This is a genomic window from Pantoea sp. SS70 (assembly GCF_029866845.1).
Taxonomy (GTDB): domain Bacteria; phylum Pseudomonadota; class Gammaproteobacteria; order Enterobacterales; family Enterobacteriaceae; genus Pantoea; species Pantoea leporis.
In genome coordinates this window covers 2455187-2472402 of sequence record NZ_CP117199.1, presented here as the reverse complement: position 1 = coordinate 2472402, position 17216 = coordinate 2455187, and the positions used below count along the sequence as shown (strand labels likewise).

Genomic DNA, 17216 nt, shown 5'->3' with positions numbered 1-17216 from the left:
TATAAATGTCGAAAAATCACCCGCCACTCGTTTCATTACATTATTCTAAAAATAAATTAACCGGCTGTTTTGTACGTTGCACGGCTTAGTCGTGGGACACCTGAGAGTAACAGAGCAAATGCCTGATGGAAGAGCTGCCCTGGAACGTTTCTGTGCGAAAGTAAGGAATATGAGTAATGAAAATATTAAATATACTATGCCTGATGCCGCTCTTAATCCTGAGCGGCTGTTCGCGAGGCGAGGAACTATCCCCACCAACAAATGGTAAGACGGTTAAAATATCGGTAGTTAAACCAGTAGAGGTAGATATTTTACCAATGGATATAATTTACCGCTCTGAAAAATGCAGAGATAAAATATTCACTTCTTCGGGGGGGATAACGACCCGGGCAGGTTATCACCTTTTGACTGTTCCTTTTTATAAAGAAACGGGAAGCTACAAGGTAAGTAGTAGTATTGCCATAGATGGTGGAGGTAGGTGTGAATGGAAGTTGAGCAATATAAAATTTGATTTTCAATATCATAACATGAAACATTTTGGCGGAAATGTTAAGAATAATATACCAGCAGATATTGTTTTTGTTTTTGATAAAAATGCACCTCCTCGAGGGGATGGAAATTATGACAATGTCTATGGTGCCGTAGAAATTGAAAAAAACTACTTCCCTCTAATTAGGAAGAACTCTGCTGAAGGTACATTAACACTAACTATAAAAGGTCAACCAATGTTGACTTACCGTGTTTATGATGCGAATAGCATTGTTTTTAAGCCTACTTTCCATCCAGATATGCTTGTGACGGCTATTCCTCCTGCAAAAAAAGGAGAGGGTTTTACTCTCATCTATCCAAATGGTGAAAAAATCGTAGACCATCACTTTCCTAATTCAGAAAAAACAAAATATGATTTTGTGAAACAAAAGCTCGCTAAGTAATAAACTGTAAATTTTATGATAAGGAGATATATGTCCAAGGGATTTGTTTTGTTCGGCGATAAAACAACACATGGAGGTCAGGTTATATCGGCATCATCAACCATGATCGCCAATGGTAAAAAAGTAGCTCTCATAGGAGATGAAATAAGTTGTCCGGTAAAGGATCACGGTACTAATCAGATTATTGAAGGCTCTACGGAGTGGTTATCTGATGGTAAAGCGATTGTTGTGGACGGCTGCCATTGTGAATGTGGTTGCCAGGTTATTTCCAGTGCGCCGGATTGCGCAATAGGATAAGTGATGGGCTGGGAACGTCAGAAATCTAATGTTGCAGGTTTACCCAAAGAACCTTCACTTATCATGTGGCTTATTGTTGGTGTTTCTGCTCTAGTCACTGGAGTGCTGTTATTTGTGCTTCATGCTAACCAGATGTTAGGGGAAATCCAAAAGTATAATCTGTGGTTAGTTACTGCAGGTCCTTTATTTGTCTGGTTTGTCCTCATTTGCCTACGCGGTTGGCGTTATAATAATGTTCTTGATAAGTATCAATTTGAATTAGATGAAGCCAATTATGCCCAGCAACAATGGTCTACGTGGGCGAACCGTCATATCGCAGTGCTGCACCACGGTGCCATTCTCCCCCGCTACCTGACATCGGGAACTCTGCTTCAGGCATTTCCGGATGTCGAGCAATTTATTAAGCAAGCCATTCGCATCAATTTTCAGGAAAATACAAATGGGCTTTCTTTATTAATTTGCAGCGTTCGCGATGCGTTAGAAAAACTTCCAACTGATTTACCCCTTAATGTCACACTGTTAACTGATTCACAAAGTGAAGATCTATTGCTGCGGAAAAACTTCTCTGAAGCCTGGCAGAAAAATATGTCTTCTGTTCGTCCGGTTTCTGTGGTGAATATTTTGAAATCAAAGTCTTTTCTCTCTCTCGAAGAGCGGCTTAAATCGCCGACCCTGGATGTGGATCTGATTCTGGTTCATCAGACTCAGGGCAGGGATAAATACAGTGACGCGCTGGCAGCCCTCCTACTGACCTCTGATGATGTGGCTACAAAATACAGGCTTAGCCATCATGCGCGCTTGCTTCGGCCTATGTCGCTTGATACGGGCATAACATTGAAGGCAGAACTCGATACCTTTTTTTCCATTCAGTCACAGGCGATCACTACGGCTGCAATTGTGGGTGACAGCATGAAGTGGGGCGATGACTTTTCTACTCTCTTGGCCTGCGCCAACAAATATGAAGGCTCCTGGAGGCCAGAGCAATGCCACTGGCTGGAGAAGTACGCTGGACTTAGTGGCCCTTTTTCACCTTGGATTCTGGCAGCTGTCGCCGGCGATATTGCTGCGCTGACGAAAGAGAACTGCCTGATGCTTTCAAGGGATAGTGAGAAACGTTTTATAAATACCGTAACTATAGGAAATATGATGAATGGCGAAGGATAGTTCAGTGTGGCGTGGCAACTGGGGACGCCTTAGCCTTACTGTGTTGATTGCTGCGGCAATAGCGCTGGTCATCTGGACAAAGGGCGGGATGATCGGGCTTTACAGCATTGGACCAAAGCTGTTAGGAATTGCTGTAGCGCTGCTCCTGCTTCTGATCGTTTTTCATGGCAAAACAATCGGCCTCGCAATGAAATTACAGTGGTCACGGTTACAGGCAAAACGTAAAAATGTGTTACCCGCTGATGAAGGCCGCGTCAGGCAGACTCCGCCCCACAATGTCACCGTTGATACCATCCGTAACGCCATGCGTAACCTCTACGGTCGGCCCTGGGGACGTAAAACACGCATCCTGCTGATAACCGGTACTGCCGCTGAAGTGGAGCAACTGACTCCAGGTCTTACAACTCAGCTCTGGCAGGAAGATCGCGGCACATTATTACTATGGGGAGGCGATCCCGCATCCTCACTCGATGAAAATTGGCTGACGGCCCTCAAACGTCTGCGTCGTCGTCCGGCTGATGCGATGATCTGGGTTACCTCCGCCGTTGATCATCTTGCCGACACTTCGGGCGTACCTGCCACAGCATTACCTTCTGCCGCCGCGATGGATGCCACCGCGCACGCGTTATCGGCACGCTATGAGAAGCTGGGCTGGCGGTTGCCGCTTTATGTCTGGTCACTGCATCCGCGCGCCGAAAAGCAGCAGGGCCGCATGACTCAGGCGGTGGGCGTTCAGACTCTTACCACAGGCAAAATAGACAAGTTACTGGTGGAGTTGGCAGCGCAGCTCACCACCCAGGGCATTCAGCAGGCGGCAGGTTCGCCGCAGCATCGTTTCCTGCTTAGCCTGGCAGACCAACTGACGCGTGAACCTGAAACACTTAACGCGCTGATTGCACCACTGCAGAATCCGTATCGACCGCTTCCGCTGGCGGGGCTGGTATTTAGTCCACCGTCTGAAGGTGCAGAGCGCGCAGTACCCAATCACTGGGGCCGCGATAATCGCTGGGATGCGCTGCCGTCTACATTCACTTCGTTGCCCGCGCACCTGCGTCCGCAGCGTCGCGGCTTTTCCTGGTCGCGCCTGCTGGCATCCGTGGCGTGCCTGGCGGTGATTGCCTGGGGCGCGGGCCTGCTGGTGTCGTTCACCATCAACAGCAGCGTTATCAGCAACGCCCACACGCAGGCAATGCAGGCGGCCGATACCGGACAACCTCTGCAGCAGCGTCTGATGGCGCTTTCTGACCTGCAGAAAACCATGCAGCGCCTGCAACATCGTGCGGAGCACGGTGCGCTCTGGTACAGCCGTCTTGGACTGAATCAAAACGACGCGCTGCTGGCGGCACTGTGGCCGCGTTACGCGCAGGCGGCGCTGCCGTTACTGCGCGATGCGGCAGCCACGCATTTGCGTAAGGAGCTGCAGACGATCGCTGACCTTCCGCCCGACAGCCCGCTGCGCGACACGCTCGCCAAACCGGCTTACGCCCAGCTCAAGCTGTGGCTGATGCTGGTGCGCCCTGAACGCATGGATTCAGCATGGTTCAGCCAGGCGCTGATGCAGGACTGGGCGCAGCGCGCAGATGTGGCTACAGGTTACTGGCAGGGCACAGCGCCCGGCTTAATGGCGTTTTACGGCGCAGGCCTGGTTGCGCATCCTGAATGGAAACTAAAGGCGGACCCGGAACTGACCGGCCAGGTGCGCGCGCTACTGGTGCGTCAGCTTGGCGTCAGCAACAGCGAATCGCGTCTGTATCAGCAGGTGCTGGCGCAGGTGTCGCGCAATTATGCCGATATGCGCCTTACTGACATGACTGGCGATACCGATGCGGCGCTGCTGTTCAGCACTGATGAAGTGGTACCGGGTATGTTCACCCGTCAGGCATGGGACGACGGCGTGAAACCCGCGATTGATAAAGTGGCCAATGCCCGCCGCGAGGAGATGGACTGGGTGCTGGGCGACAATCCGCCCGCGACCGGCAAATCCTCCTCGCCCGACGTACTGGAAGCGCAGCTCACTAGCCGCTACTTCGCCGATTACAGTGCGGCCTGGCTGAACTTCCTCAACAGCCTGCGCCTGCAGCCCGCGCCGACGCTGTCGGATGCCATTGACCAGCTGACGCTGATGGCCGACGTGCGTCAGTCGCCGCTGGTGGCATTGATGAACACGTTGAACGTGCAGGGGCGTACCGGTCAGACCGGCGGGGCGCTCGCCGACTCGCTGGTGAAGTCGGCGCAGAACCTGTTTAGCAAAGAGAAGCTGCCGGCAATTGATCAGAATGCCGGGCCGAGCGGTCCGCTGGATGCCACCTTTGGTCCGCTGCTGTCGCTGACCGAAGCGCAGGGCAGCTCGTCGTCAATGAATCTGCGCACTTTCCTCACCCGCGTCACGCAGGTGCGCCTGCGTCTGCAGCAGGTCACCAACGCCGCCGACCCGCAGGCGATGACGCAGACGCTGGCGCAGACGGTGTTCCAGGGCAAAACCGTCGATCTGACTGAAACCCGCGACTACGGCAGCCTGATTGCTGCTGGTCTGGGACAGGAGTGGAGCGGCTTCGGGCAGACAGTGTTTGTGCGCCCGATGGAGCAGGCCTGGCAGCAGGTATTAAGTCCGGCGGCGGAAAGCCTCAACGTCCAGTGGCAACAGGCGGTAGTGAGCGAGTGGAACAGTGCCTTTGGCGGTCGCTATCCGTTCAAAAACGTCAGCAGCGAAGTTTCTCTGCCGCTGCTGGCGAAGTATCTCAACAGCGATACCGGCCGCATCACCCGCTTCCTGCAAACGCGACTTAACGGCGTGCTGCACCGCGAAGGCACACGCTGGGTGCCGGACAGCATCAACGCGCAGGGGCTGACCTTCAACCCGGCATTCCTGAAAGCGATTAACCAACTGAGTCAGATTTCCGACGTGGTTTTCACCACCGGTGAAGCGGGACTGCACTTTGAGCTGCGTCCCGGCACGGCGGCAGGCGTATCGCAGACGACGCTGACCATCGACAGCCAGAAGCTGGAGTACGTGAACCAGATGCCGGCCTGGAAACGTTTCACCTGGCCGGCGGATACCGAAGCGCCGGGCGCAACGCTGAGCTGGGTCAGCACCGAGGCGGGTACACGATTATATGGCGACATGCCGGGTGGCTGGGGCTTAATCCGCCTGCTGGATAAGGCGCAGGTTACCGCTAATCCAGGCATCAGCAGCAGCTGGCAACTGAGCTGGGCCGCGCCCGATGGCCGCACGCTGAATTACATTCTGCGCACCGAAGCCGGTGATGGCCCGCTGGCGCTATTGCGGCTGCGCAACTTCACGCTGCCATCCGATATTTTTCTCCAGAGCGCCACAACTATCGCGCCGGAAGACCTTAACGTCACGGAGGACGAATAATGCCGCTTAAATCTCTTATCAGCGCCTGTGGTGAAGACGCTGAGACGCTGCGCGCTCAGGCAAAACAGCAAATCGCACAGTGGAATAACTGGCTGCAGCCGGTATCGGCGGACAATCCCGCTGGTGAGGACCCGACCTATCACGACGGTTTTCAGCAGATGCAGGAGGAGGTGAACCGCCTTTCCGGGGCGGACACCGCGCTTATCTGCGAGCTGGCGGAAAACCTACTCACCTCTGTTACGAAAGACATCCGCGTGGCGGCCTGGTACAGCTGGGCACGCCTGCAACTTGATGGCGAAGCCGGGCTGGCTGATGGCTTGTCATTAATGGCCGGACTACTGACGCAGTTTGGCAGCAGCCTGCATCCACAACGCGCGCGCAGCCGTGAAGCCGCGCTGCGCTGGCCCGCCGGTTCGCGCATGCTCGACACACTTTCACTTTATCCAGAAGTCACCAAACAGGATGCGTTGCGTATCGCTGGCGCACTGTTGTTGATTGAGGACGCGAGCCTGGAGCACGGCGGTGCCGGGCTGGGCAGTCTGTATGCGGCGCTGGAAAATCGCCTGCTTAAAGCGGGTGGCCCGGATGCGGTGGTGCCACAGGCGGCGGGTGAGGGTGATAAGCATCAAACCAGCGGTCCGGCTGCGCCACAGATGGGGGCGATAGCCTCCGGACGCGAGCTGCTGGATCAGGCGCGCACGCTGTCGAAATACCTGCGTGATCAACCCGGCGGCTGGCTTGCTGCGCACCGTCTGATGAAATCCCTGCGCCACGATACGCTGCTGCAACTGCCGCCGCTTTCCGGCGACGGCAAAAGTCGTATCGAACCGCCTAAGGCAGACCAGCGCGCTCAGCTTAAACGTCTTTGGCTGCAGCAGAGCTGGCAGGAACTGACCGAGCAGGCTGACAGCCTGTTCTCGCGCGGCGGCAACCACTTCTGGCTTGACCTGCAGTGGTACATCCATCAGGCGCTGACGCGCGCCGGCAACACCACGCTTGCCGCCATCGTGCAGGACGATCTTAAAGGACTGTTGTCGCGCCTGACCGGGCTGGAAACGCTGGCGTTCAGCGACGGTACGCCGTTTGCCGATGAGGTGACGCTCGGCTGGATACAGCAGCAGGTCATGAACACCGAACCCGGTTGGGGCGAAGGGGCGTCAGCTTCTCCCGGTGCCAGCAATGAGGATGACATTCTGCAACTGGAAAGCGAAGCCGTAGAGCTAGCCGATCGCGAAGGTATCGAAACGGCGCTGACATGGCTGCAGCATCGGCCGGGAACTGCTTTACCGCGACAGCAGTGGCTGCTGCGTCTGCTGATGGCGCGCGTCGCCGAGCAGTTTGGCCGTCAGGAAATGGCGCTACACCTGCTTAGCGGGCTGGATAACAGCGCAGATGACATGACGCTCGGTCAGTGGGAACCGTCACTGCTGTTTGAAGTGAAATCAAGAAGGCTGAAATTAATGCGCGCCCGCGCTGGGCGCAGTGAAGCGGATAAAGCGCGAGTGCAGCCGGAAATGGAACAACTGTTAGCTGGGCTGGTTCATATCGATGCGGCACGCGCTGTGGTGTTACTGGGTTAAAACAAAAGGGATTTATTATGCTGATTTTACGCGCGATTATTGTAATGATGGTTTTTTCATTAACAGGCTGTACTTATTACTTATGGAGCTTAAGTGACACCCGATCAACAACTGTGCGAGAAATGAATTTCTCTGATCGAATTAGCGGGATGTTTGAGTATAAAAATGTAAATCTGACTGAAGAAGATAATGGCACTGGAAAAGACATTATCAGACTTCCAGATGAAGGCGTAGGATTCGTTGGGGACGATAATATCTATTTTGTGACGGTTAACGGTAATGAATTATTGGCATTGAACGATTTGATGAAGAAAGTGCCATTAAGAATGAACAATGATGATAAATTTATCGATATGAATCTCAAAGGCCACTACAGTAAGAACACTAATGCAGAATTCCAACAAACAATGAGCGTTAGAACTCGAAAACCTGTAACTGCATTAACTCAATCACAAAAGAAAGCGCTTGAGGATAAGCGGTTTTCATCAGTGGACGGTTATTTACAGCGTTCAGTGACCGTTGAGGGCATCATTATCAATAGAATGAGGTTAGGTTCATCTTTCCCTCAGACAACATCACTCGATGAAAGCTATCAGGTGCGATTTTATTCATCATATCGTTACGATAAGTTCGACAGTGGCTCGTTAGCCTTAAAACTTGCATTGACACCTGTCACGTTAATTGGGGATGTTGTTTTTATTCCGCTATATCTACTCACTGCAAAGTAGTAATAGGATAGGGATATTCATCAATCTAATAAGAGGGTGAGATGATTAGATGCATCATCAGATGTTACATCGGTGGGGGGCGAAACATATTTAATTATAATGGATGCGCAAGTCGGAAAGAGTTTTGGGTTTTCATTTTGGTAAACTTATTAGCTTTGAATTTATATTCAGCAATAACTGGAATGCTGACTCTGACCGGCAGTGGCATAGTTGATGTCTTGTTGTTCCTTTCAATGGGTTTTTCTCTTCAACTGTTATTTATATGCATCCTTATCATCCCTGTAATCTCCTTAGGCGTAAGAAGAATACATGATATCGGCAGGAGTGGCTGGTGATTTAGTAGCCTGCTACTCAGCAATATTTTTATTATTCCTGTATTTCTTGGTGCTATGGTCAACAGTATTGCAAATCACTTTTCATGGGATATCGAACTCTCTATATCGATTTGGGCAAGCCTGGTATTGAATTTGAGCGTTATTTTTTTCCTGACATATCTGTGCTGCAAGCCTCAGTAGAGCCATCACCGCTTCCACATTAACGCAATAAAAAAACAATCAGAGTGCCGTAATGAAAGATCTCACCCTGCGCTATTACGACACCGAAATGCGCTAGCTGCATAATGCCGCTAAGGAATTTTCCGCCACGCAACCTGATAGCACTAAGAAGGACAAAATAGACCGGGCTGGCGCGCCGTATCCGATAGGTGGGTTAACTGTTAGGGATTAAATGATGAACGACCGCTTAGCGGAATGTTACGCCGGAGCCTGGCGTAAAACATTCGATTATAAAAACTGCGCCACGCGCAAGGAATTCTGGTCATTTATTCTGGTCAGCACGCTCCCATCTTTATGCTCAGGCGCCGTGCTTCTTATTGCTCTTATTTGGGTTGATTTATGGGTGGTTATATTTTGTGGAATTGGTCTTGCGACTGTTATGTCATTTTTCAGCGTAATCATTATTTTTCTTTTATGTCGCTGGGAATTCGACGCATGCACGATATTGGCCGCTCAGGTTGGTGGTTTGGCTTCCTGTTTATAGGAAGTGTTTTTTTCTTTCCTGTAAGTCTGTTTTTATTATACCTATGCAGTAAGCCTTTGCTCCATCTGCATCCGGTTTATCTCTGAATAAATAATTAGAGCTCTGTGTAAGATTTTTAAGATTCACTATTAAACTTAATTATTAGTATCTTTACGTCATGGAGGACATGATGAATACATCCGGTATTCTACAGAAAGTTTTGTCGGTCTCATTAAATCGCTATTATCTCGATTTACCGGGCAGCACCTTTAGTACTGATGTTGAAGAGATTGAGGGAAAGGAGGAGATGAGCGAACTGTATCGTTACACAGTTCGTTTCACCAGCGATGCTGGCGACATACAGCCTCAGCAGATGCTGCGGAAAAAAGTCTGGTTAAATATGCAAGCTACCTCAGATGAGCTGAAATCGGTATTGCCTGAAAAAATCGTTAAAGTCATACACGGAGTGATAACTCACTTTCGGCGATTGCAAGGTTCACGCGATCAAGTAAGCTATGAAATTATTATTGAGCCATTTGTTTCACTGCTAGGTAAACAATTCCACAGTCATCGATTTTTCGTCAATAAATCAGTGCCTGAAGTGGTAACGAAAATACTTACTGAACATGGTCTGGAAGCCTGGCAATACCAATTTAGCCTGAAGCAAAGCTATCCAAAGCGCGAACAAATTAATCAGTACCAGGAAAGTGATCTAAAATTTATTCAACGTTTACTGGCTGAAGTAGGAATTTTTTTCTACTTTCGCTTACAGGAGGATGCGCGCACTGAAGTAATCCATTTTGGTGACAGTCAGGTGTCATTTAATACTGTCAAATCGCTGCCGCTTAACAGCCCTTCAGGTATGGGTGATGGCGGAAAAGATTCGATCTGGGAACTAAATCTTAATCATCAGGTTGTGGAAGCTAGCGTATCCGCTAAAGATTATAACCATCGTGAGGCGCAATATATTTTACGGTCTGCGGAAGCGGATATGACACGGGGCGATGGCGATGAAACTAATTATGGCAAGGTTTATCATTATCGACCTCGCCATCCGCAATCTGGTGACAAGTACACACCAGCTGCAGAAACCGCAAACTTCTATGCACGTTTGGATCATGAACGCTTCCTCGCTAGCCGAACATCCATTACAGCAATAAGCACCGATCCCTCTCTGGCTGCTGGGCAAACGCTGATAATAACCGACAATAGTGTTCCTTCAACCTTGCCAGAGTTGCTGCATAACCCACTGCTAATTATAAAGTTGAAGTTCGTTGCCAGTCGGGAATCAGCCATGCGAGTGACGATTGGCGCCGTGCCATACAGTGAAACAATTTGCTGGCGTCCAGCAATGCTTGTACGCCCTAAAGTCAGCGGCACCATGACAGCGCGAGTCACTAGCGCAAAAGATAATGATATCTACGCCTGGCAGGACGCTTCAGGTCTTTATCGTGTGGTGTTTGATGCGGATGAAGAGAGCAAAGATCGCGGGCAGGAGAGCATGCCAGTGCGACTCGCCAAACCTTATGGCGGCGATATGTATGGCTTCCACTTCCCACTGATTCAGGGAACGGAAGTAGCGATAGCCTTCCGCGAAGGTGATCCTGACCAGCCTTATATTGCTCACGCGCTTCATGATTCGCGCCATGTCGACCACGTCACCGAAAAGAACAACACACGCAACGTTATCCGCACCGCAGGTTTAAACAAACTGCGCATGGAAGATAAGCGCGGTGAAGAGCACGTCAAACTCAGCACCGAGTATGGTGGTAAATCACAGCTAAGCCTGGGGCACCTGGTGGATTCCTCGAGAGCCAAACGCGGTGAAGGTTTTGAACTGCGCACGGACAAGTGGGGCGGGATTCGTGCTGGAAGCGGTATTTTTATAAGTGCAGATAAGCAACCTGGCGCTGGTGCAGAAGTGCTTGAGATGCAGGATGCACTTAACCGCTTGCACAATGCAGGCAATCAAATGCAGCAGTTAGCTGATGATGGAAAAGCCGCAGGCGCAGAACCTGCGCAAGTGGAAACTCAACTTAATTTCATGCGCGAAGAGTTAGAACAGCTCAAGCAAGCAGTCGCACTGCTTAGTGCGCCGCAGGGAATCGCGTTAACCAGCGGTAAACATTTACAGCTTGCAGCGGCAAAGAACTTAATCGCCACCGCAGAGGCAGACGCTGATGTTGGCATCGTCAAACGCATGTTTATCGGTGTGGGCGAGGGACTGAATGTATTTGTGCGCAGGATGGGTATCAAGCTATTAGCAAATCAGGGGCCGGTTTCGATTCAGGCGCAGAACGATCAATTGCAATTGCTTGCAAGGCAAGGACTGGAAATTACCAGCACCGAAGAAGAAATTCATATCATTGCTAAAAAGAAAATCGTGCTGAATGCCGGGGGAAGCTACATTACGCTGGATCCGTGCAAAATTGAGTTGGGCACCGATGGTGACTTTGCGGTGAAATCAGCAGATTTCGCCTATAGCGGACCGGCAAGTATGACGGCGGAACATCCTGAATATCCCGAAATCCAATCCACCGCTAAGCAATTATTGAATCTCAAAGTACCAATGTCACCTGATGCAGAAGCCGGAAGCTGGGCTGGCATGCCGTATACGTTGTACGCCGATGGAGCAGCGATAAAACAGGGCGTGCTGGATAACACCGGCAATTTACCGGTTGAACATCAAACCGTGACGAAATCTTATCGCTTGGTAATGGCAAACGGTGTTAGCTACCAGATTCCCGTCGCCGCCACTTATCGCAATCCAGAGCAAGGTGTTCTAGCGAATAGCGGCATTCATCATCATCACTCGCAACCTGCAGAAGAAATTAATGCTCCGGATTCGCACACCGGGCACCGTTCGCTCTATGCCGCATTACTTGATGGTATTAATGACAGGGAAAAAGACGCATGAGTCAGTCAGATATCGTTTCACCTATTGCAACTGATATAACCCATCAATGTGTGATTACACCGCCGTGGTTTGTACAGGGCAGCGAATATCAACCTTTACCGGCGACCTATTTTCCGCTGATTAATGGTGAGGAAGCATTTGGTGCGGTGCATCATGCCATCGAAAATGCGCGCAAATCAGTGGATATTATTTGCTGGGGTTTTCAACCTTCAATGTATTTTGTGCGTGATGGTCAAGCCCCCTGTATTGGGCAACTATTAGAAGATCTTGCACAGAAGCGTGACATTGAAGTGAGGATCCTAGGTTGGGAAATGCCGTTTAATACCGCTGGATTTGGTGGTGAAGCTAATTTGCCGGGTAAATTTATTACTGGAGTTAAAAATAGAGCGGGTCAAACCTCGACTAATGATCAATTTTCTTTTGATCAGGATTGGTTTGAAAAATATGCGCTTGCTAACACCATTAAAGAGATATCGCGTGGAATAGGAACTACACCAAAAAAACTGCAGCAGTTCCCACAATTTGTCAGCCGTGGCTTTAATGTAGATGAGCGTGCGGAAATTGCTTATCAGATTAAGTTCAATAGCCTTGATAAAAATCTGAGCAATATGAGCACTGCTACTATGGCAGCGAGTGTTACACACCATCAAAAAACAGTGTTAGTGGATTATGAACTGCCGGAGAGAGCGGTTGGTTTTGTAATGGGTCACAACATGCTGGATGAATACTGGGACACAGACGCGCATTCAGCTGCTAATCGAGGTGAGAATAGACTCCCACCGAATAAAGGTGCGACTGGTGCACTGCCACGTCAGGACATTTCCAGCCGGGTAACCGGACCAATACTAGAGCATTTGCATCATAATTTCGCGACTGCATGGAAGAGAGAAACCGGGCAGGATCTCTTGTTGCAGCGTCACGCCAGTGAAGTGGCTAAAAAAATGAAGCCGCAAAGATCGCTTGGTGCTCCATTAATGGCACAATTGCTGCGCACTCAGGCGCAGGAAGGTAAGCGAGATATTGAGAAACTCTATTTGCAGGCAACAAACAATGCAACGCAGTTTATCTATATTGAGAACCAGTATTTCCGCTGGCCTCCACTGGCAGAATTGATCAAGAAAGTCGCAGCAGATCAGACTCGTGAAGGACGCGATCCAGGAAAACACGGATCACTATATCTTTTTGTTACAACCAATGTGAGTGAGCAGGGAATTGGGCCTGGCAAAGTGAATACGCAACGTATGCTCGAGAGTTTGGGGCGTGCTGATACTATACCTGGAATTACCAAATTAAGACGTAAAGAGATGTTGTGGAATGAAATGCCAACTCCACCATCTATTGATGCAACCTACGCTGATAAATTAAAATATATTCAGGGGCGAGATAAGAAAAAAGCTGAAATCAGAGCAAAAGAAAAGGAAGTTGATAATAGTGTGGTTGTTTCAGTAGAACATCCCGGGTTAAAAATTCATGTCTGCTCTTTAGTTGCACCTGACTCTGATCCAAATGATTGGATGCCAGTATATATTCACTCTAAGTTAATGATCATCAATGATGTATTTACCACGCATGGGTCGGCCAATATCAATACTCGAAGCATGCAGGTTGATAGTGAAATGAATATTGCTCATTGTAATACATCAGTAACAAAGGTGATGCGGAAGAGATTGTGGAATTTGCATACTAATAATTTAGGTGGGCAGGATGATGCAGGGGAAGCATACATAGAATGGGATAGATTAATTCAAAGTAATAAGGTTTTTGACGGTGAACATCACCCTCCAGAAGTTTCTCTTATTGAGTTTTACTATGCTGAAACAAAGTTAACCGATTTGGATTAATCATGAAAAATATTTTGTGTTTTATTTTACTGCTTATTGCCTGCGATCAGAGCAGGGGACATGCTTCATTGATAGGTAAAGGCACCATGGATTCATTGTTAAATTTAAATTATAAAAAAGAGTTTGTTTGCAGCCGGCAAAAAATGATTGAGTCATCGCCTGATGCAGAGGTTATATTTAACTATGCGCGTTGGATGCAAAAAAATAATCAACTTAAACAAGATGAGAACGTGTACTCTCAAGTAGAACGCCTTTATCGTATTGCTTCAGAGAATGGTAATGCTAAAGCTAACATAAACTTACAAAATGGTTCACTTAGAGGATATTTTTATTTAAAAGATGATGAGCGTTTGCGTATGAGTCAGGAGTTAATTAATCATGGCATTGGTGCTGGGTATTATTTTGTTGCGATCTATCTTCAGCATGGTGTTGCAGGTTTACAGAAAGACCAAGAGATGGCTTTACGATATATGCGTAAAGCTGCTGATGAAGGAAATCCACAAGCGCAGGCTTATGTTGGTGATAAATTAGCACCAAAAGATATTGCTCCTGAGATTGGTTTACAACTCCGCCGTTGTGCAGCAGAGCAAGGAGAAGGAAGGTCTGCGCTTTCCTTAGGGATTTACTATCAATTAAACAAGCAATTTGAGGCTGCCATTGAAGCATTCCAATTAGGCGTTTCTGCAGGTGATGCAGCATCTGCAAGCTTCCTAAAACATGGTTTTGACGGTCCGACAATATCAGAAAAAATTAATTATTTAGGGCAACAAAAAGATACTGAACGTACTAAAAGATATGAAATTATAAGTACAATTCTGAATGATTATTCTTATGCAAACCCTTCCATTCCAGAAATAGATGAAATTTTGCCACTTCCACCCGCACCGTTACCCGCCTGGGATGGAAAGTTGAAATGGCTGGAAGAAAGAGAAGCCAATATTCCACCTGAAAAGCCCAGTGAAGCACTGATTCACCAAATGGCACGAGATAAACAACTCGATCCTGCTACCGGCAAACCATTACCAGAGTCACCACATTTTGTTCGTGATGATTCCATCAAGCTATCATGCCGTAATGGTGAGGTGTGTCCCGTGAGTGGATATTGGGAAATGGAATGGTGGGATTACAATAGCCTTAATACTCAGAGGATAGTGCGTTTTAATCAGGGAGATATTCTGCCAGCTGACAGAGTACGGCGCGTGGTCACTCGTCCCTGGCCATTCGAGGACAAAATTGTGATTGAAGAGAAAATGATGGCGTGGCGTTTAATCGCTGAAGCTTAAGGTGTTCTTTTAAAAGTTCTGATGTTACCTAACTTTGACGTCCGAAGTCTGGCGGCATGCCATAAACGTTACATTTTAATTCTTCAGTAATAAAGAGGGTCATGCTGGCAAATCGCGGCATTCATCATCATCACTCGCAACCTGCAGAAGAAATTAATGCTCCGGATTCGCACACCGGGCACCGTTCGCTCTATGCCGCATTACTTGATGGTATTAATGACAGGGAAAAAGACGCATGAGTCAGTCAGATATCGTTTCACCTATTGCAACTGATATAACCCATCAATGTGTGATTACACCGCCGTGGTTTGTACAGGGCAGCGAATATCAACCTTTACCGGCGACCTATTTTCCGCTGATTAATGGTGAGGAAGCATTTGGTGCGGTGCATCATGCCATCGAAAATGCGCGCAAATCAGTGGATATTATTTGCTGGGGTTTCCAGCCTTCGATGTATTTTGTGCGTGATGGCAAAGCACCCTGTATTGGGCAATTATTGATTGATATTGCTGAAAAGCGTGGCGTTGAAGTAAGAATACTGGCCTGGGAAATGCCATTTAATACTGCCGGATTTGGTGATGAAGCAAATTTACCTGGAAAGTTTTTGCCGATTGTAAGAAACCGTGCAGGTCAGACTTCTACCGATACACAATTTGATTATGACTGCTGGTGGTTTAAAACCTCTGCGCGCTTTAATACCATGAGGGAGATGGTCCGGGGAAAAGAAAGCACGCTTGAGAAACTTTATCCTTTTCCTCATTTTGTTAGCCGTGGTTTTAATGCGAGGGATCGTGCTGAAATTGCATACCAGGCAAAATTTAAGGCTCTTGATAAAAATCTGAGTAACTCAACGATTGCTACTATGGCAGGAACTGTCACACATCATCAAAAAACCGTAATAGTGGATTATGAACTGCCGGAGAGAGCCGTGGGTTTTGTGATGGGCCATAACATGCTGGATGAGTACTGGGATACTAATGCACACTCAGCCAGAAATCGGGGTGCTCATGCACCCGAACCGAATAAAGGCGCGACCGGTGCTCTGCCACGCCAGGATATTTCCAGTCGGGTAACCGGACCAATTCTTGAGCATTTACATCATAATTTCGCGACCGCCTGGCAGAAAGAAACCGGGCAGAATCTCTTGTGGCAGCGTAATGCCAGTGAGGCGGCTAAAAACATGCGGCCGCAAAAATCACTTGGCACGCCGATTATGGCGCAATTGCTGCGCACCCAGGCGCAGGCAGGTAAGCGCGATATTGAGAAACTCTATTTACAGGCAACAAATAACGCCACACAGTTTATCTATATTGAAAACCAGTATTTCCGCTGGCCACCACTGGCAGAATTGATCAAGAAAGTCGCTGCGGATCAAACTCGAGGAGGGCGCGATCCGGGTAAACACGGTTCGCTTTATGTTTTTGTTACCACTAATGTGACTGATGGCGGTATTGGAGCCGGTACAGTTAATACGCAACGCATGCTGGAAACCCTGGGACGTGCGAATTCCATACCTGAACTCACTAAGCTAAGACGTAAGGAAGCGTTACGAAATGAGATGCTAGCTCCACCCTCAATTGATGCTTCTCTCGATGAGAAAATGAAATATATTAAGGAAAGAAAAGAGAAAGAGGCAGAACTCAGGGCCAAAGAAAAGGAAATAGAGAACAGTGTTGTTCTTCCTGTTGAACATCCTGGTTTAAAAATACATGTCTGTTCACTGGTGGCTCCTGATTCAGAAGCTAATAACTGGATGCCTGTATACATTCACTCAAAGCTGATGATTATTAATGATGTTTTCACCACTCATGGTTCAGCTAATATCAATACCCGCAGTATGCAGGTCGATAGTGAAATGAATATTGCACATTGTAATGCATCGGTAACTAAGGCAATGCGTAAGCGGTTGTGGAATTTGCATACAAATAATTTGGGTGGGCAGGATGATCCCAGAATTGCTTTTGACAACTGGAATGATCTGATAAAAGAAAATCAAGGGTTAATGGATGTGGAGAATTCGCCTAGAGCTTCTATTATTCCTTTTTTATATGAAAGTGCAAAATCTAGTGACTTGGACTAAA

13 protein-coding genes are annotated in these 17216 nt (G+C 48.4%); all 13 read left to right on the top strand.

Features of this window, described 5'->3' with window-relative positions; genetic code table 11:
• Positions 1-176: 176 nt before the first annotated feature.
• Positions 177-932: a hypothetical protein gene (locus PO881_RS11495; protein WP_280171796.1), complete on the top strand. Its 756-nt coding sequence runs from the start codon at positions 177-179 to the stop codon at positions 930-932.
• 30 nt (positions 933-962) lie between these two features.
• Complete coding sequence (locus PO881_RS11490; protein WP_280171795.1) at positions 963-1229, top strand: PAAR domain-containing protein; 267 nt, start codon at positions 963-965, stop codon at positions 1227-1229.
• Between the two features lie 3 nt (positions 1230-1232).
• Positions 1233-2393, top strand: coding sequence for a hypothetical protein (locus PO881_RS11485; protein WP_280171794.1), 1161 nt, complete (start codon positions 1233-1235; stop codon positions 2391-2393).
• Complete coding sequence (locus PO881_RS11480) at positions 2380-5769, top strand: ImcF-related family protein (RefSeq protein ID WP_280171793.1); 3390 nt, start codon at positions 2380-2382, stop codon at positions 5767-5769. Before PO881_RS11485 ends, PO881_RS11480 begins: the two co-directional genes overlap by 14 nt.
• The gene (gene tssA / locus PO881_RS11475) at positions 5766-7349 is read left to right on the top strand and encodes a type VI secretion system protein TssA (protein ID WP_280172896.1); all 1584 of its coding nucleotides are present in this window, start codon (positions 5766-5768) and stop codon (positions 7347-7349) included. The genes PO881_RS11480 and tssA overlap by 4 nt, the downstream gene beginning before the upstream one ends.
• Positions 7350-7366: 17 nt before the next feature.
• Entirely contained in the window at positions 7367-8077 is a 711-nt protein-coding gene (locus PO881_RS11470; protein WP_192411634.1) for a hypothetical protein, read from the top strand.
• Positions 8078-8803: 726 nt separating this feature from the next.
• On the top strand, positions 8804-9115 hold the full coding sequence (locus PO881_RS11465; RefSeq protein ID WP_225614411.1) for a hypothetical protein: 312 nt from the start codon (positions 8804-8806) through the stop codon (positions 9113-9115).
• Positions 9046-9201 (top strand): DUF805 domain-containing protein, encoded by a 156-nt coding sequence (locus PO881_RS11460; RefSeq protein WP_225614389.1) that lies wholly within the window; start codon positions 9046-9048, stop codon positions 9199-9201. Before PO881_RS11465 ends, PO881_RS11460 begins: the two co-directional genes overlap by 70 nt.
• An 80-nt stretch (positions 9202-9281) precedes the next feature.
• On the top strand, positions 9282-12011 hold the full coding sequence (vgrG, locus tag PO881_RS11455) for a type VI secretion system tip protein VgrG (RefSeq protein WP_280171792.1): 2730 nt from the start codon (positions 9282-9284) through the stop codon (positions 12009-12011).
• Entirely contained in the window at positions 12008-13852 is a 1845-nt protein-coding gene (locus PO881_RS11450) for a phospholipase D-like domain-containing protein (protein WP_280171791.1), read from the top strand. The genes vgrG and PO881_RS11450 overlap by 4 nt, the downstream gene beginning before the upstream one ends.
• A gap of 2 nt (positions 13853-13854) precedes the next feature.
• The gene (locus PO881_RS11445; RefSeq protein ID WP_280171790.1) at positions 13855-15135 is read left to right on the top strand and encodes a DUF6396 domain-containing protein; all 1281 of its coding nucleotides are present in this window, start codon (positions 13855-13857) and stop codon (positions 15133-15135) included.
• Positions 15136-15236: 101 nt separating this feature from the next.
• Complete coding sequence (locus PO881_RS11440; protein ID WP_192411639.1) at positions 15237-15374, top strand: hypothetical protein; 138 nt, start codon at positions 15237-15239, stop codon at positions 15372-15374.
• Complete coding sequence (locus PO881_RS11435) at positions 15371-17215, top strand: phospholipase D-like domain-containing protein (protein ID WP_280171789.1); 1845 nt, start codon at positions 15371-15373, stop codon at positions 17213-17215. The genes PO881_RS11440 and PO881_RS11435 overlap by 4 nt, the downstream gene beginning before the upstream one ends.
• Position 17216: the final 1 nt, after the last annotated feature.

What these genes read in the sequence shown, in the direction of transcription:
- PO881_RS11435 (WP_280171789.1), top strand. Translation starts at nt 15,371, where the DNA reads ATGAGTCAGTCAGATATCGTTTCACCTATTGCAACTGATATAACCCAT.
- PO881_RS11470 (WP_192411634.1), top strand. Translation starts at nt 7,367, where the DNA reads ATGCTGATTTTACGCGCGATTATTGTAATGATGGTTTTTTCATTAACA.
- PO881_RS11450 (WP_280171791.1), top strand. Translation starts at nt 12,008, where the DNA reads ATGAGTCAGTCAGATATCGTTTCACCTATTGCAACTGATATAACCCAT.
- PO881_RS11480 (WP_280171793.1), top strand. Translation starts at nt 2,380, where the DNA reads ATGGCGAAGGATAGTTCAGTGTGGCGTGGCAACTGGGGACGCCTTAGC.
- PO881_RS11445 (WP_280171790.1), top strand. Translation starts at nt 13,855, where the DNA reads ATGAAAAATATTTTGTGTTTTATTTTACTGCTTATTGCCTGCGATCAG.
- PO881_RS11440 (WP_192411639.1), top strand. Translation starts at nt 15,237, where the DNA reads ATGCTGGCAAATCGCGGCATTCATCATCATCACTCGCAACCTGCAGAA.
- PO881_RS11460 (WP_225614389.1), top strand. Translation starts at nt 9,046, where the DNA reads ATGTCGCTGGGAATTCGACGCATGCACGATATTGGCCGCTCAGGTTGG.
- PO881_RS11485 (WP_280171794.1), top strand. Translation starts at nt 1,233, where the DNA reads ATGGGCTGGGAACGTCAGAAATCTAATGTTGCAGGTTTACCCAAAGAA.
- PO881_RS11490 (WP_280171795.1), top strand. Translation starts at nt 963, where the DNA reads ATGTCCAAGGGATTTGTTTTGTTCGGCGATAAAACAACACATGGAGGT.
- PO881_RS11495 (WP_280171796.1), top strand. Translation starts at nt 177, where the DNA reads ATGAAAATATTAAATATACTATGCCTGATGCCGCTCTTAATCCTGAGC.
- PO881_RS11465 (WP_225614411.1), top strand. Translation starts at nt 8,804, where the DNA reads ATGATGAACGACCGCTTAGCGGAATGTTACGCCGGAGCCTGGCGTAAA.
- vgrG (WP_280171792.1), top strand. Translation starts at nt 9,282, where the DNA reads ATGATGAATACATCCGGTATTCTACAGAAAGTTTTGTCGGTCTCATTA.